Source organism: Paenibacillus sp. GYB004, from assembly GCF_036577605.1.
GTDB lineage: Bacteria > Bacillota > Bacilli > Paenibacillales > NBRC-103111 > Paenibacillus_AB > Paenibacillus_AB oceani.
Genome location: NZ_JARBDB010000052.1, coordinates 70,707 through 96,393, shown reverse-complemented (window position 1 = coordinate 96,393; position 25,687 = coordinate 70,707). Strand labels below are relative to the sequence as shown.

Annotated in this window: 21 protein-coding genes; all 21 read right to left on the bottom strand. The window is 57.0% G+C overall.

The features are described 5' to 3' along the window. Positions 1-69: 69 nt before the first annotated feature. On the bottom strand, positions 70-1,182 hold the full coding sequence (glgD, locus tag PV433_RS21945; protein WP_332074185.1) for a glucose-1-phosphate adenylyltransferase subunit GlgD: 1,113 nt from the start codon (positions 1,180-1,182) through the stop codon (positions 70-72). After that, entirely contained in the window at positions 1,179-2,345 is a 1,167-nt protein-coding gene (locus tag PV433_RS21940; RefSeq protein WP_332074184.1) for a glucose-1-phosphate adenylyltransferase, read from the bottom strand. The genes glgD and PV433_RS21940 overlap by 4 nt, the downstream gene beginning before the upstream one ends. A gap of 25 nt (positions 2,346-2,370) precedes the next feature. After that, positions 2,371-4,299, bottom strand: coding sequence for a 1,4-alpha-glucan branching protein GlgB (gene glgB / locus PV433_RS21935; RefSeq protein WP_332074183.1), 1,929 nt, complete (start codon positions 4,297-4,299; stop codon positions 2,371-2,373). A 908-nt stretch (positions 4,300-5,207) separates the two neighbouring features. Beyond that, entirely contained in the window at positions 5,208-6,494 is a 1,287-nt protein-coding gene (gene odhB, locus PV433_RS21930; protein ID WP_332074182.1) for a 2-oxoglutarate dehydrogenase complex dihydrolipoyllysine-residue succinyltransferase, read from the bottom strand. A 13-nt stretch (positions 6,495-6,507) separates the two neighbouring features. Then, positions 6,508-9,372, bottom strand: coding sequence for a 2-oxoglutarate dehydrogenase E1 component (locus PV433_RS21925; protein WP_332074181.1), 2,865 nt, complete (start codon positions 9,370-9,372; stop codon positions 6,508-6,510). 214 nt (positions 9,373-9,586) lie between these two features. Further along, entirely contained in the window at positions 9,587-10,231 is a 645-nt protein-coding gene (locus PV433_RS21920; protein WP_332074180.1) for an HD domain-containing protein, read from the bottom strand. A 5-nt stretch (positions 10,232-10,236) separates the two neighbouring features. After that, positions 10,237-11,070 carry a class I SAM-dependent DNA methyltransferase gene (locus tag PV433_RS21915; RefSeq protein WP_332074179.1) on the bottom strand — a complete coding sequence of 278 codons (834 nt, stop codon included), beginning with the start codon at positions 11,068-11,070 and terminating at the stop codon, positions 10,237-10,239. Between the two features lie 239 nt (positions 11,071-11,309). Then, positions 11,310-12,212 (bottom strand): CvfB family protein, encoded by a 903-nt coding sequence (locus PV433_RS21910; protein ID WP_332074178.1) that lies wholly within the window; start codon positions 12,210-12,212, stop codon positions 11,310-11,312. Continuing rightward, positions 12,209-12,556 carry a ribosome silencing factor gene (gene rsfS / locus PV433_RS21905; protein ID WP_190932359.1) on the bottom strand — a complete coding sequence of 116 codons (348 nt, stop codon included), beginning with the start codon at positions 12,554-12,556 and terminating at the stop codon, positions 12,209-12,211. Before rsfS ends, PV433_RS21910 begins: the two co-directional genes overlap by 4 nt. A 45-nt stretch (positions 12,557-12,601) precedes the next feature. After that, on the bottom strand, positions 12,602-13,186 hold the full coding sequence (gene yqeK, locus PV433_RS21900; protein ID WP_332074177.1) for a bis(5'-nucleosyl)-tetraphosphatase (symmetrical) YqeK: 585 nt from the start codon (positions 13,184-13,186) through the stop codon (positions 12,602-12,604). Next, on the bottom strand, positions 13,176-13,763 hold the full coding sequence (locus PV433_RS21895; RefSeq protein WP_332074176.1) for a nicotinate-nucleotide adenylyltransferase: 588 nt from the start codon (positions 13,761-13,763) through the stop codon (positions 13,176-13,178). Before PV433_RS21895 ends, yqeK begins: the two co-directional genes overlap by 11 nt. An 89-nt stretch (positions 13,764-13,852) precedes the next feature. After that, positions 13,853-14,143, bottom strand: a complete 291-nt coding sequence (gene yhbY / locus PV433_RS21890) for a ribosome assembly RNA-binding protein YhbY (protein WP_332074175.1) — start codon at positions 14,141-14,143, stop codon at positions 13,853-13,855. Positions 14,144-14,177: 34 nt separating this feature from the next. After that, positions 14,178-15,035 carry a shikimate dehydrogenase gene (gene aroE / locus PV433_RS21885; RefSeq protein ID WP_332074174.1) on the bottom strand — a complete coding sequence of 286 codons (858 nt, stop codon included), beginning with the start codon at positions 15,033-15,035 and terminating at the stop codon, positions 14,178-14,180. Positions 15,036-15,085: 50 nt separating this feature from the next. Then, positions 15,086-16,198, bottom strand: coding sequence for a ribosome biogenesis GTPase YqeH (yqeH, locus tag PV433_RS21880; RefSeq protein ID WP_332074173.1), 1,113 nt, complete (start codon positions 16,196-16,198; stop codon positions 15,086-15,088). A 1-nt stretch (position 16,199) separates the two neighbouring features. Next, positions 16,200-16,781: a YqeG family HAD IIIA-type phosphatase gene (locus PV433_RS21875; RefSeq protein WP_190932369.1), complete on the bottom strand. Its 582-nt coding sequence runs from the start codon at positions 16,779-16,781 to the stop codon at positions 16,200-16,202. 186 nt (positions 16,782-16,967) lie between these two features. Then, entirely contained in the window at positions 16,968-19,199 is a 2,232-nt protein-coding gene (locus tag PV433_RS21870; protein WP_332074172.1) for a transglutaminase TgpA family protein, read from the bottom strand. A gap of 3 nt (positions 19,200-19,202) precedes the next feature. Beyond that, the gene (locus PV433_RS21865; RefSeq protein WP_332074171.1) at positions 19,203-20,321 is read right to left on the bottom strand and encodes a DUF58 domain-containing protein; all 1,119 of its coding nucleotides are present in this window, start codon (positions 20,319-20,321) and stop codon (positions 19,203-19,205) included. Positions 20,322-20,458: 137 nt separating this feature from the next. Then, positions 20,459-21,418, bottom strand: coding sequence for an AAA family ATPase (locus tag PV433_RS21860; RefSeq protein WP_442951564.1), 960 nt, complete (start codon positions 21,416-21,418; stop codon positions 20,459-20,461). A 452-nt stretch (positions 21,419-21,870) separates the two neighbouring features. Beyond that, entirely contained in the window at positions 21,871-23,970 is a 2,100-nt protein-coding gene (locus PV433_RS21855) for an LTA synthase family protein (protein ID WP_332074170.1), read from the bottom strand. A 323-nt stretch (positions 23,971-24,293) separates the two neighbouring features. Further along, positions 24,294-24,659 (bottom strand): stage V sporulation protein AE, encoded by a 366-nt coding sequence (spoVAE, locus tag PV433_RS21850; protein WP_190932367.1) that lies wholly within the window; start codon positions 24,657-24,659, stop codon positions 24,294-24,296. 11 nt (positions 24,660-24,670) lie between these two features. After that, complete coding sequence (spoVAD, locus tag PV433_RS21845) at positions 24,671-25,687, bottom strand: stage V sporulation protein AD (RefSeq protein ID WP_332074169.1); 1,017 nt, start codon at positions 25,685-25,687, stop codon at positions 24,671-24,673.

Sequence of the window (25,687 nt, the reverse complement as noted above, 5' to 3'; positions counted from 1 at the left end):
AATCCCTCCTCCGTATGCCGGCAGCCGCCGCGTAATAATGGTCTGCGGCGGCCCGGCGGCCGATCCGATTCAGATGACGTTCCGCTTGCCCGCGACAAATGGCGTACCCGCTGAACCCTTTAGCCCTTGAAACGGACGGATGCTCACTTCCTTGTCGAGGATGCAGTTTTCCAGCGAACCGCTTGCCCCGACAATCCCGTTCTGCATAATAATACAATTGCTGATAACCGCCCCTTCGCGGATTTTGACGCCGCGGAACAAAATGCTGCCATACACGGTGCCTTCGATCTCGCAGCCGTTCGCGATCAGCGAATGCGCCACCTCGGAGCCGCGGCGGTAGCGGGCCGGCGGCTCGTCCTTCACCTTCGTATAGACCGGCCCCGGCCGCTGGAACAGCTCGTTCCACACATCGGGCTGGAGCAGCTCCATATTGTGCCGGTAATAGGCCGGGATCGTATTGACGACGCCGAGCGCGCCGTCATGCATATAAGCGTGGACGGCAAGCTCGCCGAGCCGCGACATGACCGCATGTCCGACAAAATGATCGCGACCTTGGGCGAGCGAGGTGTCTACCAGATTCAGCAGCAGCTCCTTGTGCAGCACGTACATCTCCATCGAGACGACATCGCTCTCGAGCCGACCGAAATGATCCTGCATATCGAGCACGCGCCCCGCTTCGTCCAGCTTCACCTTCCGGCACAATCCGGGCAGCGGTCCCGGCTCTCTTTTGCAGACGACGGTAATATCCGAGCCCCGTTCCCGATGCTGCTCCAGGACGCGCGTAAAGTCGATATTGCAGACCATATGGCTGCGGGCGATGACGACGTAATCCTGCGGAGTCCGCGTAAAATAATCGCGGTGGCGGTAAAAATGATACAAATCGCCCCGGCCGAAGTCCGTCTGATTTTCAATCGCCGGCGGCAGCACGAACAACCCGCTCTGCTTATGGTGCAAATCCCAGTTGCTGCCGGAGCCGAGATGGTCCATCAGCGAACGGTATTTCGTGTGGGCAAACACGGCGACGTTGGAAATGCCCGAATTCACCATCGAGGACAATACAAAATCGATAAGCCGGTACCGGCTGCCGAACGGAACGGTGGCGAGACAACGGCCCGCGGTCAGCGGTCCCATCTCCTCCTGCTCGTGAATAAGATTGATGACGCCCATCATCAAATGTTTCATACCGGATTCGCCTCCTCATGAGATTGCAGCGTCTCGATCTCCGCCCCGCTCGCCACGACGGCGATCTCGGGCGAATCGTAGCTGCCGATCGTGCACCCTTCGCCTACGACGGCGCCTTCTCCGACAATCGCGCGGATGATCGTCGCTCCTTTGCCGATGACCGCATGGGGCATAATGACCGAATCCTCGATCAGGCAGCCCGCCTCGGCCCGTACCCCGTGGAACAGGACGGAGCGGCTCACGCGTCCTTCCACGACGCAGCCTTCGTTGATCAGCGAGCTTTCCACGCTGGCATAAGGCGATATATACTGGGCCGGGCGGTTCGGATTCACGGAGTAGATGCGCCAGGAACGGTCGTACAGGTCCAGAGCCGGTTTATCTTCGAGCAGATCCATATTCGCCTCCCATAAACTGTCGATCGTGCCGACATCTTTCCAATATCCTTCGAACCGGTGGGCATACAATCGGGAGCCGTTTCGCAGCAGCGCCGGAATGACATCCTTGCCGAAGTCGTTGGAGGAGCCGCTGTCCGACTCATCCTGCAGGAGCGCTTCGCGAAGCGCCCGCCAGGAGAACATGTATACGCCCATGGAGGCCAGATTGCTCTTCGGCTGTTTCGGCTTTTCGGCGAATTCGACGATCCTTCCTTCTTCATCGACGCTTAACACGCCGAACCGGCTCGCCTCCTCCCAAGGCACCTGGATGACTGCGATCGTGGCGTCCGCACGGCTTGTTTTATGCGTATGGAGCAGTTCATTGTAATCCATCTTGTAGATGTGGTCCCCCGAGATGATCAGCACGTATTCGGGATCGTACCGCTCGATAAACCGGATATTTTGGGAAATCGCGTTGGCCGTCCCTTTGTACCACACGCCGCCCTTCTGCCGGACGAACGGAGGGAGCACGTGCATCCCGCCTTCCCGCCGGTCGAGCCCCCACGGGGTGCCGATGCCGAGATACCGGTTCAGTACGAGCGGCTGGTATTGGGTCAGAACGCCAACCGTCTCGATCCCGGAATTGACGCAATTGCTGAGCGTAAAATCGATGATCCGGTATTTCCCTCCAAAATGGACCGCAGGCTTGGCCAAATCTTTCGTCAATACGCCCAGCCGGCGTCCTTCCCCTCCGGCCAGCAGCATGGCGATGCATTCGTTACGTCGCATATATATCGATTCTCCTCTCGGGGGGTTATTGGTTCATTTTGCGCTGCCTGCCGGCGGACCGGAGCGGCTCAAGCAGGATAAAGGCGAGCGGCGGCACGTTCAGCGTCAAGCTGACGGGCTGTCCGTTCCGTTTGGTCCGCTCTGTCTTGACCAGGGGCCAAGCGGCGGTCGTGCGGCCGCCGTATTCGGCGACGTCGCTGTTGATTAACACCCGATAAGCCGGCGCAGCCGGTACGCCGATCCGGAAATCGGAATAAGCGCGGCCCGAGAAGTTGCATATGGCCACTACATGGCGCCCCTCCTCCCGGCTGTACCGGACGAACGAGAGGACGCTTTGCTCGGCATTATCGGGATCGATCCAGCGGAACCCTTCCGGGGAATGGTCCAGCTCCCAGAGCGGAGGAAGAGAAGCGTACACCTCGCTCATCCTGTGCATATACCGGTTCATGGCAGCGTGCAGCGGGTAATCGAGCAGCATCCAGTCCAGTCCGGCGTCGTCCTTCCATTCGTCGAATTGGCCGTATTCGCCGCCCATGAAGAGCAGCTTTTTGCCGGGAAAACAAAACCAGTACCCGTAAAACAGCCGCAAATTCGCAAACTTTTCTTCATAAGTGCCAGGCATTTTGTGCAGGAGCGACCGTTTGCCGTGCACGACCTCGTCGTGGGAAAGCGGCAGGATGTAGTTTTCGGAATAGGCGTACATCATTGGAAACGTCGTCAGGGTGTGGCAGGCCGGACGATCGGCGGGATCGGTCCCCATATAGCGGAGCATGTCGTTCATCCAGCCCATATTCCACTTGTAGTTGAAGCCCAGGCCGCCCTTGTAGGTTGGCGACGTGACGCCCGGCCAAGCCGACGAATCCTCAGCCATCATCAGACTGTCCGGATAGTGGCCGAACACCGTTTCGTTGAGCCGGCGCAAGAAATTGAGCGCCTCCAGATGCTCGGTTCCGCCATGGCGGTTCCACGTCCGCATCCCGTCCGGCTTGTCGAAATGCAAATCGATCATGCTGGCGACCGCGTCCACCCGGAAGCCGTCGATATGATAAACGTCGAGCCAAAACAAGGCGTTCGACAAAAGAAAGCTTTGTACCTCAGGTTTGCCGAAGTGAAAGGCGAGCGTTCCCCAGTTCGGCTTCTCCGCCCGTCTCGGATCGGAATCCTCGTACAGCGGAGTACCGTCGAACAGCCGGAGTCCGTGATCGTCTTTGCAGAAATGGCCGGGCACCCAGTCGAGCAGCACGCCGATCCCTCTCTGATGGCAGCGGTCCACAAGCAGCTTCAGTCCTTCGGGCGTGCCATAACGGCTGGTAGCCGAGTAATACCCGGTCGCCTGATAGCCCCACGACCGGTCGAGCGGATGCTCGGTCAGCGGCAGCAGTTCGATATGGGTATAGCCAATCGAGCAGACGTAGTCTACCAATTCATCGGCCAACTGCGCATACGTCCGGAATTGTTCGGGCGCTTCGAGCCTCCACGAGCCGAGATGCACTTCATAGATAAGCATCGGGCGTTCGTACGGCGGATGCTGCTGTTTGTGCTGCATCCAGTGCTCGTCCCTCCACTCGTAGCCGTCCAGCCGGGCGACGACCGAAGCCGTTCCGGGACGCAGCTCCGACTGGAACGCGAACGGATCGGCCTTGAGCCGTTTTCGTCCTTCCGCATCGATCAGCTCGTATTTGTACAGCGCGCCTTCGCCGACGTCTGCGGCAAACCCGGTCCACACGCCCGTCGTCCCGGCGGGGGTCAGCGGATGGTTCGTGCCGTCCCACCCGTTAAACTCCCCCGCAACCCGCACCTCCAGCGCGTTCGGCGCCCATACGGCAAAGGCTGTGCCGCCTTGTCCATCCAGTTCGCACGGATGAGCGCCGAAGCTCCGGTATGCCCGAAGCAGCTGGCCTTGATTGAATAAATAGAGATCGTCCGGCGAAACGTACGGGGATCTAATAGTCATGCAGAACAAGCAACCTCCTTTTACTTCACAATCGCCGTCTTGTTGACCCGGTTACCGGGAAAGGGGCTTATCCTACTCTATTCCGCCAGATGCCAAAATATTTCCATATACTAAAAAAATAGTAGGCTTATAGATTACGGGAGCGGCAGACGGGGGGCGTGATCGGGATAGGTTGAAGCGAATGCTTGTTGGGTGGGGCAAAGTCGGTTCAAGAAGCGATGCGCGATTAGAGGCATATGTGAGGGCTGGAGCGCGCGGGTTCTGATTTGGAGCTAGATGCGGGTTTGAGGACGTATGTGTATGTGGGTGGAGTAGGCGCTTTTTGTTCGGGGGATGCGTACTAGCGGTGTGCGTGGAGTAGTAGCTTTTGTTCGGGGGGATGCGTATTAGCGGGATGTTTTTTGGTTCGGGGAGCGGCGCGTGGTTCGAGGGTATGCGGGGGCGGAGGCGGGCGAGTTCTGATTTGGAGCTAGATGTGTGTTAAGGTGCATGTGTATATGTGCGGAGTAGCGTGATGTTTCTTGGTTCGTGTAGCGGGCGTGGTTCGAGCTATTGGGCAGTTTCTGGTCGGGCACGACGTGAACTGGAGTGGCGTATGGCACCAGATTTCCCGTTAAGAGCGATTTGTAGCTCTTATTCTTCAACTTATTTTAGCCCGTTTCCCCAAAATCGGGAAAAACCGGCTAAATAAGAGGTGGTAAAAAGCTCTTAAATCCCTAGTCGGCGGTTGTGCAAACTTGCGCCCCTCCCCGCCCTGTCTGGTAAACGCAACCGTTACCGGGAGAAACCGTTCCGCTCCCGCTCCATCCGCCCCCCGCGCTTCCTACAAAAAAGAGGACCGACAGCATCCAATGCTTCTGTCGATCCCCTTTGGGATATATGCAACCCGTTACCGGGAACGTGCCCGCTTATCCTTCAAGCAGCAGCGATTCCGGATCTTCCAGCAGTTCCTTGATGGTCACAAGGAAACGTACCGCTTCGGCGCCGTCTACGATCCGGTGATCGTACGACAGGGCGATGTACATCATCGGCCGGTTTTCCATCCGCTGCTCGTCCAGCGCGATCGGACGCCACTGGATTTTGTGCATCCCGAGAATGCCTACCTGCGGTGTGTTCAAAATCGGCGTGGACAGCAGCGAGCCGAAGACGCCGCCGTTCGTGATCGAGAAGGTGCCGCCTTGCAGGTCGGACAGCTGGAGCGTGTTCGCTCGCGCCTTGCCTGCCAAATCGGCGATCCGTTTCTCGATCTCGGCGAAGCCGAGACGGTCTGCATCACGTACGACCGGAACGACCAGTCCTTCCTTGGCCGCGACCGCGATCCCGATGTCGTAATATTTTTTGGCGATAATCTGGTCGCCGTCGATTTCCGCATTAAGCAGCGGATATTTCTTCAGCGCGCCGACAACCGCCTTGGTGAAAAAGGACATAAAGCCGAGGCCGACATCGTTTTTCTCCTGGAATGACTGCTTGCGGCGTTTGCGGATATCGAGAATCCGGGTCATGTCGACCTCGTTAAACGTAGTCAGCATCGCTGCCGTGCGCTGAGCTTCCACAAGGCGGGTCGCGATCGTCTGACGGCGTCTCGACATCTTAATGACCTCAACCGGCTTGCTCGGATCTTCCGATGCCGATGCCGCCGTAATGCCGCTTGTCGTTTGCGGACGGGCAGCCGGCGCGGCAGGCGCTGCCGGAGCAGACGCCTGATTCTGCGCGGAGCTGACGTCGGTACGGCTGATCCGTCCATTCGGATCGCTCGGCTGAACTTGCTGCAGGTCGATTCCGCGCTCTCTGGCCAGCTTTCTGGCCGAAGGGGAAGCGGCGACGCCTGGAGCCGATGCCGCGATAACCGACGGAGCGGCCTGTACCGGAGCGGAAGCGGCTTCCGCCGGTACGGCTGGAGCCGGAGCCGCGGAAGGCTGCGCCTCCACGGCAGGTGCAGCAGGTGCAGCCGACTCCGCTCCCGCGGCGCCGATCGTTCCTACGACTTCACCTACTTGAACCGTATCGCCTTCGCCTCTGCGGATTTCTGCAATAACGCCGGCGGATTCGGCGCTTACCTCCAAATTGACCTTGTCCGTTTCCAATTCAAGAAGCAGATCGCCTGCTCCGACACGATCTCCAACTTTCACCATCCATTTGGATATCGTTCCTTCGGTGATCGATTCGCCCATCTCGGGTATTTTGATGTCTGACACAGCCGCGGCCTCCTTATCGGTTTGTATCGAAGAAGCTTCGATCTTGAACGTTCTCAATGATTTGACGCTGCTCGAACGTATGAACGGTTTGATAACCGCTTGCGGTACTGGAACGCTCCCGGCGTCCGATATACCGGACCTCTACGCCTTGCGGGGCAATGTCACGGATTCTCGGCTCCATAAAGAACCAAGCGCCCATATTTTTAGGTTCTTCCTGAACCCATATGATTTCTTTCAAATTGCCGTACCGTGCGAAAATGTTCGAGATTTCCTCGGCAGGGAACGGGTACAGCTGCTCCACGCGAATGATGTGAAGCCATTCCTGCTGCGACTGTCCGTTTTCCGAGATCGCCTCCTCCAGATCGACGGCGATTTTCCCGCTGCACAAGACGATTCGTTCAACCTGCTCCGCTTGAAGCCCGGTTCCTTGCTGCTCCAGCACCGGCTGGAACGCGCCTTCGCTAAGCTCCGTACCGGCCGAGGCGACCCGCGGGTTGCGGATAAGGCTCTTCGGCGCCATCACGATAAGCGGACGCGCGTCCTCCGTCTCGGAGAGCATCGCCTGCTTGCGCAGCAGGTGGAAATATTGCGAAGCCTTCGTCATATTGACGACCGTCCAGTTCTCTTCTCCGGACAGTTGCAGGAAACGTTCCAGACGTGCGCTCGAGTGCTCCGGCCCTTGCCCTTCGTAGCCGTGAGGCAGCAGCAAGGTGAGGCTCGACTTCTGACGCCATTTGCCGCGTCCGGCGGAGATGAACTGGTCGATGATTACTTGGCCCGCATTGGCAAAATCGCCATATTGCGCTTCCCACAGCACGAACGTTTCGGGAGCAAATACGTTGTACCCGTACTCGAAGCCGAGAACGGACGCTTCGGACAGCGGACTGTTATGAACCGCGAACGACGCTTTCGCTTGCGGCAGATCGTGCAGCGGACAATACGTCTCGCCGGTCTGCGGATCATGAAGCACGATGTTCCGGTGCGCGAACGTGCCGCGCTGCGAATCTTGTCCGCTCAGCCGGACCGGCTTGCCGTCGGCCAGAATCGTCGCGAACGCGAGCGTTTCGGCCAGCGCCCAGTCGACCTTGCCGCCTTCGTCCAGCGCGCCCGCCCTACGCTCCAGGATACGCTGCAGCTTCGGATACGGGTTGAAGCTTGCCGGACGCTTCAACAGATCTTGATTGATCTCGCGCAGCTTATCGAGCGGCACCGCCGTGACGAGCTCCGCCGGAGCGGCCTCGCTGTCCGCCGCCGCCCATGTGCGGTCCTCGCCCAGCTTGTCGGCGTTTTTCATATCTTCATAAGCTTCCTGAAGGCGGGAGACCGTCTCCTGCTTCATCTGCTCATATTGGTCCCGGGTAAGGACGCCTTCCTTCTCCAGCTGGGATGCGTAGAGCTCGCTCACAGTCGGATGGTTGCGCACCTTAGAATACATGAGCGGCTGTGTCGACTCCGGATCGTCCGATTCGTTATGACCGTATCTGCGGTAGCCGATCAGATCGATCAGGAAGTCTTTCTTAAACAAGTCGCGGAACTCGCAGGCCATCCGGGCGGCGGCGACGCACGCTTCCGGATCGTCGGCGTTGACGTGCACGACTGGAATTTCGAACCCTTTCGCCAAGTCGCTCGCATAGTGAGTCGAGCGCGAATCGGCGCTGTCCGTCGTAAATCCGAGCCTGTTGTTGACGATAATATGGATCGTCCCGCCGTTGCGGTATCCGGTCAGACGGTTGAAGTTCAGCGTCTCCGGAACGATGCCCTCGCCCGCAAATGCGGCGTCGCCGTGAATCAGCACGGCTGCGGCCTTGCTCGGGTCGTGCTGCGGCCATCCGGCCTGTCCGCGGTCTTCCTGGGCCGCGCGGGCGAAGCCTTCGACGACCGGATTGACAAATTCCAAATGGCTCGGGTTGTTCGCGAGCACGATCCGGATCGTATTGCCGTGATCCGCTACCGAACGGTCAGCGCCAAGGTGGTATTTCACATCGCCGGTCCAGCCGTAGTTAATGCCTGTCGAGCCTTCCGACGGCACCAGGTCTTTATTCGGCGAATGGTGAAATTCTGCGAAAATGCGGCTGTACGGCTTGCCGAGGATATGAGCCAGCACGTTCAGTCTTCCGCGGTGCGCCATTCCCATCAGCAGATGGCCGGCCCCATCGCGTGCGACCGAGCGGACGATCTCGTCGAGCAGCGGAATCAAGGCGTCGTTTCCTTCTACGGAAAACCGCTTCTGGCCGACGAACGTCCGGTGCAGAAACGCCTCGAATTGCTCCGCGTCGATCAATCGGCCGAGCAGCTCGGTTTTTTCCTTCACGGTTGACGGTTCCGCCAGCGGTTCGCCGTTCTCGGCGCGCTTGTTCAGCCACTCCCGCTCCCGCTCTTCATGGACATGAGCGAACTCATAGGCGATCGTCCGCGTATAGGTGCTGCGAAGCCGTTCGATCGCTTCCCAGCCGTTAACGACGTCATCCGGAGCATTTTCCCAGATCAAGGTCGCAGGCAGAGCTTCCAAATCTTCCTTCGTTAGTCCAAACGTTTCCGGCTCAATCAAACGTGTATCGGCAGATGCGCTTAGGCCCAGCGGATCGATGTCCGCCGCCAAATGGCCGTAAGTGCGAATATTCCAGATCAGCTTTCCGGCAGCGACCGCCTTTTGCAAGGAAAGGCCGTCTACCGCCTGCGCGCGCGCAGCGGCCGGCTGTGCCGTCCCTTCTGTCTCTGTAGCTGGCGGCGCGCCAACGCGCGCAAACAATTCCCGAAAAGTCGGGTCCACCGAATTCGGGTCGGATTCGTATATTTCGTACTGTTCCTGAACGTACCCTAAGTTAGGCCCGTATACCGTCCTCCAAGGAAACAATATGCCCGCATCCCCGGTCTTCATTGAAGCAGCTCCCTCCAGCTCCGCACCCGTCCACAAGCAGCGCGGTTTCATGTTTGCATACTATGTCTCCATTATACCTTAAACGAAATATATTGGTAATAGCTAAATTAGAACAGTATCGTTCTAATTTTGATATAGATAGGCATGAAAGAACGGCGCGACCCGTTCCCTTCGTGTTTCCAGCGTACTATGCACGCCGCACGACCGGGCCGGATTAGCCGTTCCCGCTCCATTCTTTGTGGAACTGCTCCAAGTAGCTTTCCATAAAACGGTGTCTTTCATCCGCGATTTTTCGCGCTGTTTCGGTATGAAGCAGACTTTTCAATTTCATCAGCTTTTCGTAAAAATGGTTGATCGCCGTCGATCGCTCCCGGTGATACAACTCCTGCGTCCACGTTTCTCTCGGAGCCAGCGCAGCGTCATGCAGCGGATGCCCCTTCCAGCCCGCATAGGCGAACGTTCTCGCGATGCCGATCGCACCGATCGCATCCAGCCGGTCCGCATCGCGTACGACTCTTCCTTCTACCGTCGCCATCGGCCGGCCGGGCCCCTCGCTGTACGACATCGTGATGATAATGGCGATCACATGATCTGCGTCGTCAGCCGCAAGCGGAAGACTATCGAGAAACCCGCGCACGCTCGCGATCCCCGCTTCCTTGGAAGTATTCAGCTTCGGATCGGCCACATCGTGCAGCAGCGCCGCCAGCTCGCATACGAACGGGTCCGCCTTCTCGGCGGCCGCGATCGTCCTTGCCATCCGGACGACCCGCTCGATATGCGTCCAGTCGTGGCCGGAAGCGTCGCCCTCATGAAACGACCTGGCGAACGATTCCGCGCGTTTCAGCACATTCGCGTTCATGGCACTCACTCCCCGGACGTTTTGACGCATACGAAAAAGGCGCGTTCGGTCTCCGCAACCGGCGGCTTGAGCTTAAAATCGGCGAACCGGTGAATCCGGGAAAACCCGGCTTCCCGCAGCAGCGATTCGATCCGCTCCAGCGGATACGCCCTCTGCACATGTGTCTCGTCGATCCTCACATACCGGGCTCCGTTCGTATCCTTCAGGTCGCGCGCCGGTTCCTTCGTCTGTGAATCCGCAGCCAGCCATTCCGACTCGCGGACGAAAATCGCCAAATCATGCTCGATCTCGCACCGCTCCTCGTCCAATTCGCTTGTCCATATATAAGAAACGTCGTCGTCGTTAAGCAGGAAGGGCTGCATCTCCGCATAAGATCTCAGCTGATGCTCGGTATGTACGTCGAATATAAACGTGCCTCCTTCCTTCAATCCGGCGAACGTGTGGCGAAATGTCCCGGCCAGATCCGTCTCCTCGGTCAAATAGTTGATGCAGTCGCAGCATGAAATAACCGAATCGACCGGCTCGGTCAGCTCCCATTCGGTCATATCCTGCTGCAGCCAGGTGACGGAGCCGCCCGAAGCGAACGGAAACGTGCGGTGGCGCTGTTCCGTTTTCTCTTGCGCCACGGCCAGCATATCGTCCGACAAATCGATTCCGAACACGCGAAGGCCCGATTGAGCCAGCGGAATCGTCAAGTTTCCCGTCCCGCAGCCGAGATCAACGACCGTTTGCGGCTTGCCGTAGCTGTCCCAGCATTGGCGTATGAACCGGAGCCATTGCGGATAAGGCATATCCTCCATCAGCTTGTCATAGATGTATGCGAATTGTTCATAACGCATCTGTACCGGTCCCCCTCGACCAAAATCATCCAAAAAAAAGAAAGCTTCAGAACGAAGCTTGGGCGAAGCTGTAAGAATGACCCTGCGCAATACGGCAGCTTTACTGCAAACTGAATGGGCTAAGCTTCCCAAGAAACGTAAGCTTAAGTCTGAAACGGAAAACGACCCGCACCGCACTCGGACCTGATCCGCCGAGCCGTCCTCCTTCATCCGTTAACGCCAGGAGCTGCCGCATAAAACTATTCCTCGTCGCTTTTCGCCAAATGCGTCCAACTGCCCTTTTGGGTGATCAGTCCTTCCTTCATCAGCTTGCCGAGCGCGCGCTTGAACGCCGCCTTGCTAATATTGAACTTGGAGGCGATCACATCGGCCGGCGTCTCGTCGGAATAGGGCATCGAACCTCCCGGTCTGGCCCGCAGGAAGCTGAGTATACGCTCCGCATCCTCTTCCCGGCCGATCTGCTTCGGCTGGCGCATCGACAAGTTGACCCGGCCGTCGTCCCGGACGAACACGACCCGCACCTGGATTTTCTCGCCCAGACGCAGCGGCCGGGTCCGTTCTTTCTCATGGATCATCCCGATCGCTCCGAATCCGAGCACGCCTCCGTCGCATACGACGAATGTGCCCATCTGCAGCTGCTTGTAGACGATCGCATCGACCCAGCTGTTCTTCCACGAATCCGGCGCACGGAACGCCAGCGGCACGAGTTCTTTCTCTCCCGCCAGCTTCGCGGTCATCCGCCCCTGACGGTCGTGCTCCAATCTCACATACACGCAGTCGCCCGGATTCGGCCGGAGTTCCTTCGCTTCCGGAAGCTCGGATGCAGGCAGCAGCAGCTGGCGTCCAAGCCCCATTTCCAGAAAACAGCCGAATCTCGGATGAATGTCGGCCACTTCCAGCAAGCCGATTTCACCTAATCGGATTTTCGGCGTTTTCATCGTAGCGGCGAGCCGGTCTTCCGTATCGTGGAACAAAAACGCTTCCACTTCATCGCCGGGCTGGATCGTCCCGACCACTTCGCTGTAATGAAGCAGCACATCGCGGGTCCCGTTCGTCAAAAAGAAGCCGTTCGGCGGCACTTCGCGCGCCACCGTCAGCTTCGCTACCTTCCCGGCATCCATCCGTTCCTCCGACGATCTCATACGAGCTCGACCACCTTCGCATCCGACCACAGACGCTCGATATTGTAATACTCGCGTTCATCCCGGTGGAAGACGTGAACCACGACATCGCCCAAGTCTACAAGCACCCAGCGCGCTGTATCGAATCCTTCAATTCCCCGGACTGTCGTCCCCATTGCTTCGGCTTTCTTGCGCACTTCCTGGACGATCGCCTGTACCTGCGTATCGGAATTCCCGTGACAGATTACAAAATAATCGGCCAGCAGCGATATGCCCTTCAAATTCAGCACAACGATATTGTGCGCTTTTTTGTCATCTACCGCTTTTACGATCTCGTTCATCAAATGATCCGGTGATTGGCTCATCTGCATCCTCCTTTGGACTAGCTGTTGCTTGGCTTAGGCAAACCTTTATTTCGTTCCGAATCCGGCCCGGCCCGCCTCTTCAAGAAGCGCATTGCGGGCAGCAACCGTCAGCGGATATACTTTCTTTCCCTTATCGAGCAAAAACCGGATCGTCGAATCCAGGCCGGCTATCAGCGCTCTCTCCAAGCTATGGTCGGCAATTTCCCGGATTATATGCACACCGGGGAAATCCCGGCCCGGTTCGATATAATCGGCCAAACAAACCATTTTGTCAAGCAGCGTCATGTTCTCCCGGCCGGACGTATGGTACCGGATCGCATCCAGCACTTCCTCGTCAGCGATGCCGTGACGTTTGCGGACGACCTCGGCCGCAATCGGGCCGTGCAGCAGCTGCGGATCGTAGTCCAGCAGTTCCGGATCGAGCCCTTCTTCGGCATATACCCGGCGCTGCTCGTCGATCGGCCAATATTTGCAGTAATCGTGCAGCAATGCGGCAAGCTCCGCCCGCTCCGGGTCCGCGCCGTAACGCTTCGCCAGAGCAACCGCCGAGCTCATGACGCCAAGCGTATGCTCCCATCGTCTTGCCGGCATCTGACTGCGGGTCGCTTCCCGTAATGATTCACGATTCATACAACCGATTCCCCTCGATATAAGATACGACCGTCTCCGGCACGAGATATCGAACCGATTGGCCGCAGCTTCGCATATTCCGGATTAACGTAGAGGAAATGTCGACCTGCGGCATCGTTACCTGCAGCACTTTGTCCCGAATTGCTTCGTGCAGCCCGCTTACATCCGTAGAGTAACCCGGCCGGGTTAGCCCGATAAACGTAATCATCCGGGCAAGCTCCTCGATCCGGACCCAGTGGGGCAAATACTGCACCATATCGGCGCCTATAATATAATAGAACTCGTATCCGGGATACGCCGCTTTCAGCTCCCGAACCGTATCGACCGTATACGAGGTGCCTCCGCGAAGAATCTCGCGCGGCTCCGCCCGAAAAAACGGATTGCCGGCTATCGCCGCTTCGACCATCGCGAGCCGCTGCCCGGCCGACGCTTTCGGCGCGTTCGGCTTGTGCGGCGGCGTGCTGGAAGGCATGAACCATACCTCGTCCAGCCCGGCTTCCTCCCTCGCGCGCTCTGCGGCCAGCAGATGTCCTTGATGAATCGGGTCGAACGTTCCTCCCATAATGCCTACCTTCATCCCCGACACTCCCGCCCTGCCCATTCGCTGAATGTGCAGTTATTCCGCTTGTCCTCTCGGACACCAATATTGTATTGCGCGTACACCCGTTAAGGGAGCACGATCTGCTTGTGCTCTTTCGATTCCTTGTATAGCACAATCGTCTTGCCGATCCGCTGCACAAGCTCGGCGCCGGACTTCTCGGCCAGCTCGGCCGCAATCTCGTCGCTGTCATCCAGACAATTGTTAAGCACTGATACTTTGATCAGTTCCCGGACTTCCAGCGCTTCCTGGATATGTTGAATCAGATGCTCGTTCGTGCCGCCTTTGCCGACTTGAAAAATCGGATTCAAATGGTGGGCGAGCGACCGTAAATGCCGCTTTTGTTTTCCTGTTAACATCCGTATGGTCCCCCTCAAAAACCTCTAGCTCCTGTTAGCTTCCAAATGCCTCCAGCACCGCTTCCCGCATCGCGGCAACCGGAGCTTCGCGTCCGGTCCAATATTCAAACGCATAGGCGCCCTGGTATATGAACATGCCCAGCCCGCCGTGCGTCTTGGCCCCCCGCTCCGCAGCTTCCCGCAGCAGACGGGTAACGAGCGGATTGTAGACGATATCGCTGACGGTCAGCCCTTCGTGGAACCACGAAGTATCGATCAGCACTTCATCCACGTTCGGATGCATGCCGACTTCCGTATTATGCACGATCAGATCGATCTCGTCCCGGACGTCCGCGATCGAGTCGAAGCCGATGCCTTCGGATGTCGTGAACGGACGGATCGAATCGGCCAGCTGAACCGCTTTCGATACGGTCCGGTTGGCGATGTAGACCGCGGACGCGCCTTCTTTGGCAAGCGCATACGCCACGCCGCGAGCGGCTCCGCCGGCTCCAAGCATCAGCACCTTCTTGCCGGCCGCCGCAAATCCGGCCTCCTCCTTCAAGGAGCGCACATATCCGATCCCGTCGGTGTTGTAGCCCGTCAGCTTGCCGTCGTCGTTAACGATCGTATTGACCGCCCCGATCGCCACGGCATCCTCGGAAATCTCATCCAGGTAGTCCATCACTTCGAGCTTGTGCGGAATCGTTACGTTCACTCCGCGAAACTGCATGGCGCGTATTCCGGCGACCGCATCCTTCAGTTGACCCTGCCGGACGTGAAACGCGGCATAAGCGGCATTCAGTCCAAGCTCGCGGAAAGCCCGGTTATGCATAACCGGCGACTTGGAATGTTTGATCGGGTCCCCGAACACGCCATGCATGACCGTTGCAGTGTCCATATTCCCCTGCTTCATCCTGGCTCTTCTCCCCGTACTTCAAGATGACGACGACCGTCCGCCGCTCTTCAGATCAATGAGCTGCGTACGGCCACTTTTACGCCTTTAGGCGCATGAACGACGACTTGCGCGCCGGCATCGCTGTTGATCGCGATCCAGCCCAGTCCGGATATCAATATATCGGACAAGCTTCCTTTCGGAATGCGGAACGCATGCTTGACGAGCGGCGGTAATAACTCCAGCCGGTCCTTGTGAGGAGGAGCGAGCATTTCGCCTTTATGCGCCGCATAAAGCTCATCCGCACGCTCCAGCTTCGTCCGGTGAATCGGCACCGCGTTGGATACATAGCAAGTGAACGATTGTCTGGCGCCCTGTACAAAATCAAAACGGGCCAATGCGCCAAAGTACAACGTCTGCTGCTCGTTCAACTGATAAACCGCCGGCTTGATCGGCTTATCCGGCAGCAGCGTCTGCATATCCTTCTTGTCGATCAGCTCCGTAAGCCGGTGCTTATAGACGATCCCCGGCGTATCGATAATGAACCGCCCGTCGTCCAGCGGAATCTGGACCAGATCAAGCGTAGTGCCCGGATACGGGGAGACGGTCAGCTCGGCCTCCAGATCGCTGTAATCCCGGATGAGACGATTGATCAAGGTCGACTTGCCGACATTGGTAGCGCCGACCACGTAGACGTCCTTATCTTTGCGGTGTCTGGCTACCGCTTCGACGACGCGGTCGAAGCCGATATTTTTCTTGGCGCTGCACAGGACGATTTCCGCGGTTTTGAGCCCGTTCTCCTTCGCCATGCGCTGCACCCAGTTCAAGATCCGGTTGGTGTTGATCGCTTTTGGCAGCAGATCGATCTTGTTGACGACGAGCACGACCGGGTTGCTGCCGACAAAACGGTGCAAGCCGCCGATCAGGCTTCCTTCAAAATCGAACAGGTCGACGATATGCACGATTAACGCATCCGTACCGCCGATCCCGCTTAATATTTTGAGAAACTCGTCCTGATCGGGTGTTACGCTGGACATTTCATTGTAATGCTTAATCCGGAAGCAGCGCTGACATAAGAGCGGATCGCGCTTCAAAGCCGCTTCGGGCGCGTACCCGAGCTCTTCCGACTTCTCTGTCTGGACCTGGATGCCGCACCCGGAACAGCGCAGGTTTTGCTCCGCCATGTTACGTGTCCTCCCATTCCATTAGGCCTTTGCGCTTCATCCAAGACAGCGCGACCTTTTCGATTCTGCGGTTCACTTTGGTAAAAAATCCTTCGTCGCGCAGTTCAATCGGACGAACCAGAATCGTGTACAGTCCGAGTCGGTTTCCGCCGAGAACGTCGGTCAGCATCTGATCGCCGATGACGACAGTCTGGTCCGGAGCGAGCGACATGATTTGCAGCGCTCGGCGAAACGCGGCATTCCCGGGCTTCTTCGCACGGAATATGTAAGGGATAGACAACGGCTCGGAGAACGTCGACACGCGAAGCCGATTGTTATTGGAGACGATGACCACCTGAAAGCCGATCTCCTGCAGACGCCTCAGCCAATCGAGCAGCTCCGGCGTCGCCTGGGGATGCTTCGCACCCACGAGCGTATTGTCCAGATCGGTAATAATGCCCCGGACTCCGGACATCCACAACGTCTGAACATCAATCTCGTATATCGAGTGGACGCTTTTTTGCGGAATCAATTTTTTCAGCAAGCGCTGCTCAAACTCCTTTGCATCCTTATATATACGACAAACTATACCATAGATGTCCATACCCTGCAAAAGGGAATCGGACTCGCCGGCTTGACGGACGCCCGCTTGCGGCGGCGCGATTTTTGCGGACACCGATCCGGCTTCGGCCCTTCGCCTATAATATTGCGACTGCTGAGCGCTCCCTTATCCAGAAAAAGCCGGCGGAAACGACGCGGGTCGTTCCTGCCGGCTTTTTGACACTTTCGTTTACATCTGTTCCCTCAACTTATGGACCGTCCGCGAGAAAACCGAGAGCTCCTCCTCGCTGATACGGGCGTCGCTGTATTTCGCTTTCTCAAACAGCAGCAGCAGCGATTCCATATCTTTCTGCAGCCATTTGTCTTTGACGATCCAGCGCTCCGCCATCTCCCTGACCGTTTCGTGGTCCGAGCGCGAATACCCTTTGCGTCTGGCGTATCGGATCAGCCTCTCGAACTCGAGTACCGCCCTCTGGTTCGCATCCAGATTCCGTCCGAGCGGCTTGAACGTCCGCATGAACGAAAATTTCCTGCGGTTTACCCATAACATCCCGGCCAGAATCGAGATTCCCAGCACGCCTGCTCCGGTGCCGACCGCAACAGGAATCACGCGGCTGTCTCCGGCAGCCGCGTCCGGCGTATCCGTCGACGATTCCGTTACGGGAGCCGTAACGATCTCTTCCTCCTCGGCGAAAAGCGGAAGCGCAAAGCCGGCGGTCGGCTCGAACGGAATCCAGCCGTACCCCTGGAAGTAAATCTCGACCCAGGAATGGGCGTCCGAATTCCGTACCGTGTAATCTCCGGCTCCGTCCGGGTTAAGCAGCTCCTCCTCGATCCCGAGCATCGCCTGATCGAAGGCGCTTGCCCCCGGCGTATACCCTTTTACCCAGCGGGCGGGGAAGCCGAGCGAGCGGGCCATGACCGCCATCGCCGTCGAATAATAATCGCAGTACCCTTCCTTGATCTCGAACAGGAAGCGGTCCACGAAGTCGCGGCTCCGGCCCTTGCCCAGATCGGGCGTGTTCGTGTACGGGAACGTGGTCGACAAATATTGCTCGAGCAGCTTCACTTTGTCATACATGTTCGTTCCCGACTGCGTAACCTGCAAAGCCAGATCTCTCACCCGGTTAGGCAGCGTTTCCGGCAAAAACAAATATTCCTCGAGCCCGACCCGGCTCGTCAGGACGGACGGCACTTTGCGCAGCTCGGCCTCTTCGATGATCGGCACCTGGGACGTTACCGTGTACGTCTCCGGGTAAGCCTGTCTGGCGCTTCCGTTCCAGCGCAGCTCGGCCAGACGCGGCGACCATTGGAGCGGGGCCAGATTTACGTTGCCGCCGCTGCGGACGACCGACTGCACTTTATCGACCGAATACGCCCCGAACAGCACCGGGTACTCCTCGTCCGCTTCGCTCAGCACGGTTACCGTCTGCGTCACTTCCACCGTCTTGAGCTGGGTCGGCGTCAGCCGCGCGTCCTCGGGCAGCTCCGCTTCCAGCGCCGCCGGCACGAGCGGAGTTCTCCGCTCGATATCGCTGACGATCCAGCCCTTGCCCGTATACAGCGAACGCGTCTCGCCGCGCCAATAGCTGCGGTGGGTAGTCGAGATCGACAACACCGGCGTATAGTCGAACGAAAATTCGCCGCCAAGCGTCGAGTCGTTGCGGCTGTAACCCGACGAGGAATCGCCGCCGAGCACGGAGCTCGTGCTGAACCCTTTATTAAATACCGTTATTTGCTCGCCCCGCATATTTTTCCACAGCGTATACGGGTCGGTCATGATCGCCCGGACGTCCGGAGCGAGCGTGCCGAGGAAAATAACCAGCGACACGAGCATAATGATCGGAAGCGCAATGTAAGCGGGATATTCGGCCAAGTGCGACCAGCCGACCGGATTTTTTCTCTTTAGTCCGGCAAAGTGGCGGATCACCAGCAAAAACAGGCCGCAAAAAATAAGAATGGCCACTTGCTTCCACAAAACCAGAAAGCTGAACGAATCGCGAATCGCGAATACGGATACCGATAACACGAGCGCAACCATAATCCGCCACTTGGCTTTCAGCCACCAGTTGGCGACCAGCGCGACCAGCCACGCCGCCAGGGCGAACCAGATAAAAGGCGCAAGCTGCATGAAATTGTCGGCAAGCACGCCGCCAAGCTCGCGAAACTTAACGGGAGCAGGCCACTGCGGTACGAAGCCGGTTACGGCCCCCGTCACCCAGAAGACGCCGATGATCTGCAGCAGACGGCGCGCCGCCCCGTACAGCTTCGGAAACAGTTCTACCGCCAGGACGACAAGCAGTGTCAGTTCGACGATCCGCACCGTCTCCGGCAGCCAAACCTGATTTTCTTTTTCGATCCACAGGACGAACTGAAACAGGAACAACCCCGTCAGCACGGCCGTCATCCGGTCCGCCCAGTCCTGGAGCAGCAGCCTGCTCCACCAGCGTTGATTATCCATAGGTCACCGTCCTCCCAGCGCAAGAGCAAGCTCGTCGAGCGAGGCGACGGCGTATCCCATCGTTCCCGTCGTCTGCAACTGCCGCTTCCAGCGTTCCTGGTCGGCAGACGGGACGCCGCTGGCGACCCACATGTGACAAGGGTTCATCTGACGCTGCTCGATCCAGGACAACGATTGAATCATCGTCTCGCCATACTGGGGAGATACGATCGTAAAGAACACGCCCGGCATAAACAGACGCGCCCGGTCTCTCAGCACATCGATCAGCGCATGCTGGCCGTCCGGCTCGACGTCGATCAGATGGTTCATAATCGTTTTCTGATGGCTCGCGCTTAGCTTCGGTTCGAAATATTTGGAGTTTTTGCCTACCGACAGCAGGCCAAGCGCCAAGTCCCGGCTCGCGCCGTAATCGATCAGCGAGGCGACGATCGACACCGCCAGCTCGAAATGCTCCTTGCTGCGGTAAGCGCGGATGTTCCGGTCGAGCAGTATGACCGTCTTCGGCAAAGACTCCCGCTCGAACTCCTTCGACTTCCACGTCCCGGTCTTGGCCGTTGCGTTCCAGTGAATCCGCGACAGCCGGTCCCCGTAAATGTATTCGCGGACGCCGTTGATCTGCGTCGTCTCCCGATGGGAGCGGGTCGTTGCCGAATGGTGGTGCATGCCGCGGAACAGCTGGTGCAGCTGCTTCCAGTCGCGGATATGCGTCTTTTGGGGAAGGACGCCGAACGTATGCGGCATCTCCAGCCGTCCCCGGTGCTGGAACAAACCGAAAATATCCTCGGTTGCGCAATCGGTATCTCCGAAATGGTAATATCCTCTGCGCAGCGGCGGCGTCCGGTAGGATACTTCCCCGCGCCGCTTCCAGTCGGGGATCAGGAACGTCTCGAACACGTGCTCCTCCCCGCCCCGGCGGACGAGGTGGTCCTTGATCGATACGTAAGGAATCGGCCACAGGCCGGGAATATGCACATCGATTTTGACCGCGAGCGACGTCCCGGCTTCGACGACGGCTTCGTGCTCGCTGTTAAGCAAGGACCGGCTGCCCTCGGTTTTGGATATGCCGCTCCAGCGGCTTAGCGCCAAATACAGGCATAACGCGGCCACGATAATGAAAACCATAAATGCGAGCTTTCCTCCTTGGAACAGCAAAAACAGAAGACTGAAAGCGAACAAGGAGAAAATACCCCAGAAGCGGGCTGAATATCTGGCAAAAATCCACATCGTTTATCGCTCACCCCATTTCCGCGCGTGACCCGTTATTTCTCGAGCCGGACGGGAACCCTCACCTGCTGGAAGATCGACTGGAGAACCGATTCCACGGTCATCCCTTCGATTCTCGCTTCGGAGTGTAAAATCATCCGGTGTCCGAACACGTATGGGGTCAAAAATTTAATGTCGTCGGGGATGACGTACTCCCGTTCGCGTATGTACGCAAACGCCTTGGAAGCTTGTAACAGGGCGATCGTCGCACGTGGGCTCGCTCCCAAAAATACGGAAGAATGCTCGCGCGTCTTCCGGGCGATGGACACGACGTAGTCGGCGACGGCATCGTCGACATGCACCTGTCTTACCTTTTGCTGCAGATCGGTTATACGTCTTACATCGGCGATGGGCTCGAGCCTGTCGAGCGGATGACCGCTTGCTTGAGAGAACAGCATCTTTTTCTCCGTCTCGTGGTCCGGATAGCCGAGGCTGAATTTCATCATAAACCGGTCGAGTTGCGCTTCTGGAAGCACATAAGTGCCTTCGAAATCGATCGGGTTTTGTGTAGCCAGCAGAATGAACGGCTCAGGCAGCGCATGGCAGTCTCCGTCGACCGTGACGCTGTGCTCCTCCATCGCTTCCAGCAAAGCCGACTGGGTCTTCGTTGTAGCGCGGTTGATCTCGTCGGCCAACAAAATATTCGTCATAACCGGACCGGGCCGGAACATAAACGTTTCTTCTTTCGGATGGTAAATCGCGACTCCGGTAATATCGGTCGGCAATAAATCGGGGTTGCACTGGATGCGGCGGAACTGTCCTTGTACGGATTTGGCTAACGCTTTAATGAGAACCGTTTTACCGGTTCCGGGCACATCTTCGAGCAGTACGTGTCCTCCGGCGAGCACTGCGGTTAACAGCAATTCGACTTCGGCCTGTTTGCCCAGAATGCAGGATTCCAAATTTGTCTTCAGTTGTTTCAATAAGGTAAAATCTTCCATACCAGGTGCATCCATATCGTCCTGCTCCTCTCCATGATCCGTAGTTCCGTTCGAGTGAAGCGTTCCCCGCTTCAAAGCCGTTTCGACGCCCCTGGAATGCGGGCGAAACCTTCTTGCAAAGCTGTTTATTCTATTCTACAAGAATTGAAAAACCGCGTATAGTCCCCGGACGTTAGAAAAAAGTGTCTGTCTGTTCGAAGGCAGGCTGCTTTACTCTCATTCCGTTCAACGGTTTTCGCATCATAATGTATACGTTTCCAACCAGCAAAAGTTTCAGTTAGTCGCTTACTTTTTATTAGAACGTAAAACTAGTCCGCTCCAGGGTGTATGTCTTGTGGTCCTGCTGCTTAATTGGATCTCCGTTCGCATAAAGATCAGAAAGGATTACATCCCCGCAAAGCAGCATCATCGCGCAAATTAAAATTAAGAGCCGGCATCCGCTTGCGGACGATCGGCTCTTTCGGATATTATTTGGATTCGCTTTGCAGCTTGTAGACGGCCGATTCGGCCACGATAATCTCTTTGCTGTCGATCACCTTGACTTGCAAATCCACCGTTCCGGACTTCCACGCGTCCGCCGGCAGCTTCGCGGTCAACGCTCCGGTCTCATCCGGCTTAGTCGGCAGCACCTTACCATTCGCGCAGATAACGCCAAGCGCAGGAATATTCGCGCCTCTGACCGTGATCTCCGTCTCTTTGCCGGCTTTGATCTTATCGGGCGTAACCTGCTCAATCCGCATCGGCCCGAGGCCGAGGACATAATTCGGGTTGACGATCTTGCCCTTGAGATCTCCGTAGGCGTACCGTTCCCCGAACATAATGTCATACTGCAGCATCTCGTACCGTTTGATGTCGGCGAAATCGATCTTCATCTCGGCATAATAATTTTGCGGCGGTATGACCGGATATTTCTTCGACAGCTCAAGCAAAAAGTCGGTGTAATAATTGCCGGACAGCTTCGCCTTGTCGAGCAGGTACGGGCCTAGGAAGGAAGGGCTCATATTAAGCGTTTCTTTTTGTTCGGGCAAATAGTTGCTCCAGACGACGAGCGGTGTCCGATATATCTTGTTCAGGAAGTCCGGATCGTTCTCGCCGGTAATCCACTTGGTGTCCTTATACGCTTTGTAATCGTCGCCCAGATACGGCAGATGGTCGCCAAAAAATGCGATGATCGTCGGCTCGTCGGAGCGTTGATAGTGCTCCACCAGCGTTTTCAGCATATCGTCGGCGCCCTTTGCGCCTTGCGCGTAAGTTTCCAGTATCCCTTTCGTATCTTCCGGGATATCGCCTTCCACGCTGATCGTATTTTCCTTAAACTTTCCCGGGTAATAATGAAAATGATTTTGCATCGTATTGGCGAAAACGAAATCCCGCCCAGCCGTTTTTTCCGTTTGGTCCATAATGATTTTAGCGACTTCGCTGTCCGCGATATACGGTCCTTCGTACACCGGATTAAAAAACTCAAGCGAAATATACTGGGAAAATCCGAAGTTCTTATATACTTTATCGCTATTAAAATACCATCTGTGATAAGGGCTGATTGCGGTCGCATGATAACCGTGCTTCCTGCTCATAATGCTCGCTATCGAATCGATTCCGTGAGTGATGTGCTGGTTGTACGGAATGGTCCCCTGCGGCAAAAAACGCATCGAGTTGCCGGACAACACCTCGAACTCTACGTTCGCCGTTCCGCCTCCGAATTGAGGCGAGAGCAGCGTTCCGCTAGCCGTTTTTTGCTGGAGCTCGTGCAGGAAAGGCATCGGGTCCTGGCTGAACTTAACGGTTGTCAGCTGCGTCGGGTCCCACAACGATTCGCTGAGCACGACGATCACATTCGGCTTTTCGGAAGATTCGGGAAGAGCGGGCTTCGCTCCGGCCGTCACAATCGCCGATATTTTGCCACTGTCATAATCTTCCATTTTGTTCACATTCATATAATCGAGATTCAGAACGGTGGCGAGCAGCAGGCCGTTCGTTCCCACATGCTCCGATTGGTCCCAAGGGATGGGGCCGATCCCGAACGCCGCTTTGACCGGCAACGGTTTGTCCCAATAAACAGCGGCGACGAACAAGACGGCGAGCAGTGCAAAAGCAAGCCGCTCTTTCCAGCGGATCACCTTCACGACATGGCTGGTCCTGTACAGAAGCAGCCAACTGACCGCGAAGAAAATGACCACATCGGTGACAAGCTGGAAGGTGAAAATATTTTTCAAATATTCCACCATATCGCTCGCTTCTCCGGTCAGCACGAAATCCCAGGGCAGCAGAGGTATTCCGATCATCTTCAGCTTGACGCCGCTGATCAGGGCCAGCGTAAAACCCGTGGCGGACACCAGCCAGTAGGAAAGCCTCATTCTTCCGGTTACGGAAGTCAGCACGAGCAAGGCGCCGAAAATGAATACGGCATTCAGCACAAAAGCGGGAATGTGCAAAAAGCTCCATGACAGCGCGCCCCAAATCTGATTCCGGCTAATCGCCTCCATAAACAGGACGAGCCATCCGGTAAGCAGCAGCAGCATATATCGTTTTTTGAAATATGAAGCCGCGATCCCCAACCATTTCCCCATAGGTTTCTTCTCCCCGTCCACCCGATTGGATAACCTTCTATATCTAGCTAACTATCATTATGTTGAAAGCGATTTAGTTTTATTTAAAACAGATTTAATTATACCATGAGTTGATCTAGGCATCAAAGCACGTTTCAGGACTTTTTTCCAGTTGTGCCCACAAAAGAAACCAGCCGCACTCCTGCAAAATCGGTGCTTATCCGCTGTATGGAAACAGGCCGGCTGATCGCCTAACCCAGTTCCATCCGAAGGATATAGCCTGATCTTGCAGGAGTCGGCTGTTCCTTCTCCTATGAAGTGTGCGGCTTGTTCCTCCGCTGCCCTCATCCTTTGGGTTTGACAAAGGTTGCGGCGAGGAAGGAGAAAATAATCGCGGCCGACACTCCGGCGCTCGTCACCTCGAAAATCCCGGTAATGATGCCAGTCGCACCGTGAAGCTTGTACTCCTGCAAAGCTCCGTGCACAAGCGAGTTGCCGAAGCTCGTAATCGGCACGGTCGCACCGGCGCCGGCAAATTCGATGAACCGGTCGTACAAGCTTTTGTTGCCGATCACAATACCGTCCACGACCGCACCGGCCACGACGAGCGTGCTCATCGTATGAGCCGGCGTCAGCTTGACGCCGTCCATCAGCAGCTGGCCGATCACGCATATGGCGCCGCCGATGACGAACGCCCAGACAAACTGCATGAGATTCATATTCAGCCTCTCCTTCCGCTTTCGATGGCGACCGCGTGCGCGATGCAAGGAATGTTCTCCCCTTGCTGAAAAGAAAGCGGGGACAACAGCGCTCCGGTAGCGACGACTAGCAGCCGGTCCATCTCGCCACTTTTGATCTTTTTCAGCAAATGTCCGTAGGTGACGACCGCCGAACAGGCGCAGCCGCTGCCTCCGGCCTGGACGTCCTGGGTATTCACGTCGTACACGAGCAGGCCGCAATCGTAATAGTTTGTTTGATGCATCGGGATGCGATGCTTCTCGAACAGTTCGTTCGCGATCGAATACCCGACGGTAGCCAGGTCGCCTGTTACGATCATATCGTAATACCCCGGCTCGATATTCAAATCGCGCAAGTGCGCCTCAATCGTATCCACCGCCGCCGGCGCCATCGCGGCTCCCATGTTGAACGGGTCGGTAATCCCCATATCGATGACGCGCCCGATCGTGGCGGACGTTACACGCGGTCCTCGGCCTTCCCGGCCCAGTACGGCGGCTCCGGAGCCGGTCACCGTATATTGAGCGGTAGGAGGCTTCTGCGACCCGTATTCGGTCGGGTAACGAAACTGCTTCTCCACCGTACAGTTATGGCTGCTTGTCGCAGCGAGCGCATGGTTGGCCGCTCCGGAGCTGACCAGCAGCGACGCGATCGCCAGGCTTTCCATCGAGGTGGAGCAAGCGCCGAATACGCCCAAATACGGAACCGACAACGTGCGGGCCGCGAACGTCGCGCTGATGATCTGGTTCATCAAATCTCCGGCGACGAAACATTGGATATCTCCATTCGTCAGCCCTGCATTCTCCACGGCCAGCTTGGTCGATTCTTCGAGCAGCACGCGTTCCGCCTTCTCCCAGCTGTCCTGCCCGAGCATCAAGTCTCCGTGCACGATGTCGAAATCGTTCACCAGCGGCCCTTCCCCTTCGTCCGGGCCGACGACCGTAGCCGTCGACAGGATGATGGGCGGGGTCGGAAATTTCCACGTCTGATGTCCCGTCAGCAT

Coding starts and splice junctions, on each gene's coding strand:
- rsfS (WP_190932359.1), bottom strand. CDS start 12,556: ATGAGCCAATCACCGGATCATTTGATGAACGAGATCGTAAAAGCGGTA.
- PV433_RS21865 (WP_332074171.1), bottom strand. CDS start 20,321: ATGGTTTTCATTATCGTGGCCGCGTTATGCCTGTATTTGGCGCTAAGC.
- yqeK (WP_332074177.1), bottom strand. CDS start 13,186: ATGAATCGTGAATCATTACGGGAAGCGACCCGCAGTCAGATGCCGGCA.
- PV433_RS21940 (WP_332074184.1), bottom strand. CDS start 2,345: ATGCGACGTAACGAATGCATCGCCATGCTGCTGGCCGGAGGGGAAGGA.
- PV433_RS21875 (WP_190932369.1), bottom strand. CDS start 16,781: ATGGACATCTATGGTATAGTTTGTCGTATATATAAGGATGCAAAGGAG.
- PV433_RS21855 (WP_332074170.1), bottom strand. CDS start 23,970: ATGGGGAAATGGTTGGGGATCGCGGCTTCATATTTCAAAAAACGATAT.
- spoVAD (WP_332074169.1), bottom strand. CDS start 25,687: ATGCTGACGGGACATCAGACGTGGAAATTTCCGACCCCGCCCATCATC.
- glgD (WP_332074185.1), bottom strand. CDS start 1,182: ATGAAACATTTGATGATGGGCGTCATCAATCTTATTCACGAGCAGGAG.
- PV433_RS21910 (WP_332074178.1), bottom strand. CDS start 12,212: ATGAGATCGTCGGAGGAACGGATGGATGCCGGGAAGGTAGCGAAGCTG.
- PV433_RS21860 (WP_442951564.1), bottom strand. CDS start 21,418: ATGGATGCACCTGGTATGGAAGATTTTACCTTATTGAAACAACTGAAG.
- PV433_RS21925 (WP_332074181.1), bottom strand. CDS start 9,372: ATGAAGACCGGGGATGCGGGCATATTGTTTCCTTGGAGGACGGTATAC.
- aroE (WP_332074174.1), bottom strand. CDS start 15,035: ATGAAGCAGGGGAATATGGACACTGCAACGGTCATGCATGGCGTGTTC.
- PV433_RS21870 (WP_332074172.1), bottom strand. CDS start 19,199: ATGGATAATCAACGCTGGTGGAGCAGGCTGCTGCTCCAGGACTGGGCG.
- spoVAE (WP_190932367.1), bottom strand. CDS start 24,659: ATGCAGTTTGTCTGGGCGTTCGTCATCGGCGGCGCCATATGCGTGATC.
- PV433_RS21895 (WP_332074176.1), bottom strand. CDS start 13,763: ATGAAGGTAGGCATTATGGGAGGAACGTTCGACCCGATTCATCAAGGA.
- PV433_RS21915 (WP_332074179.1), bottom strand. CDS start 11,070: ATGCGTTATGAACAATTCGCATACATCTATGACAAGCTGATGGAGGAT.
- yhbY (WP_332074175.1), bottom strand. CDS start 14,143: ATGTTAACAGGAAAACAAAAGCGGCATTTACGGTCGCTCGCCCACCAT.
- glgB (WP_332074183.1), bottom strand. CDS start 4,299: ATGACTATTAGATCCCCGTACGTTTCGCCGGACGATCTCTATTTATTC.
- yqeH (WP_332074173.1), bottom strand. CDS start 16,198: ATGGCGGAGCAAAACCTGCGCTGTTCCGGGTGCGGCATCCAGGTCCAG.
- PV433_RS21920 (WP_332074180.1), bottom strand. CDS start 10,231: ATGAACGCGAATGTGCTGAAACGCGCGGAATCGTTCGCCAGGTCGTTT.